The 877-nt window shown below is 34.9% G+C and carries 1 pseudogene; it reads right to left on the bottom strand.

Annotation, left to right across the window (positions count from 1 at the left end):
• Positions 1-693, bottom strand: a pseudogene (locus ACQV2O_RS08595) (preprotein translocase subunit SecA); the annotation flags it as partial.
• Positions 694-877: the final 184 nt, after the last annotated feature.

The following is an 877-nucleotide window of genomic DNA, read 5'->3' as shown; positions in this document are numbered from 1 at the left end:
TGTCGATTTCTCACCTTGACCAGAAATAATCAACGGTGTACGAGCCTCATCAATTAAGATAGAGTCCACTTCGTCTACTACCGCAAAATATAATGGTCTTTGAACCATTTGAGACTTGTAAACAACCATATTATCTCTTAAATAGTCAAAACCTAATTCGTTATTTGTAGAATAAGTCACATCACAAGCATATGCTTCACGCTTTTGAGCAGCGTTCATTGAGTTTAGATTTAAGCCGACTGTTAAGCCTAAAAAGCGGAAAACTTCTCCCATTTCTTTAGAGTCACGAGTTGCTAAATAATCGTTAACAGTAACAACATGAACCCCTTTACCTGACAAAGCGTTTAAATAAACAGGCATTGTCTCTGTCAAAGTTTTACCTTCACCGGTTTTCATTTCAGCAATATCACCCTTATGAATGACAAAGCCGCCTTGAATTTGGACACGATAGGCCAATAAGCCTAATACTCGATAAGCAGCTTCTCTTACAACAGCAAATGCCTCTACCTGAATATCATCTAAACTTTTTCCACTAGCTAATTTATCTTTTAAAATAGTAGTTTGGGCACGCAGTTCTTCATCAGTCATCGTGCGGTAATCTTCTTCTAAGTCGATTACCTGGTCAGCTAATTTTCCGGTTCTTCTCAATTCAGCATTATCATTTTCAATTAAATTTTTTAAAAAGTTGGCCATTAATATGCTCCTTTAATTCCCATAATCCTCATTTACCCATTCCATGAATAAATTTTCTCACTGTAACATTGTATCATTAAAAACTCGACTTTCAAACATTTTTATCTGCTAGTGTATTGTAAAAGTTTAATTCCTTCTGCTTTTTAACAATAAAAAATGAAGAGCATTGATAAGCTCTTCATTT

Origin of the sequence: Facklamia sp. P13055, from assembly GCF_050409445.1 — a bacterium.
Taxonomy (GTDB): Bacteria; Bacillota; Bacilli; order Lactobacillales; family Aerococcaceae; genus Facklamia.
This window is presented reverse-complemented; position numbering and strand designations above follow the sequence as displayed.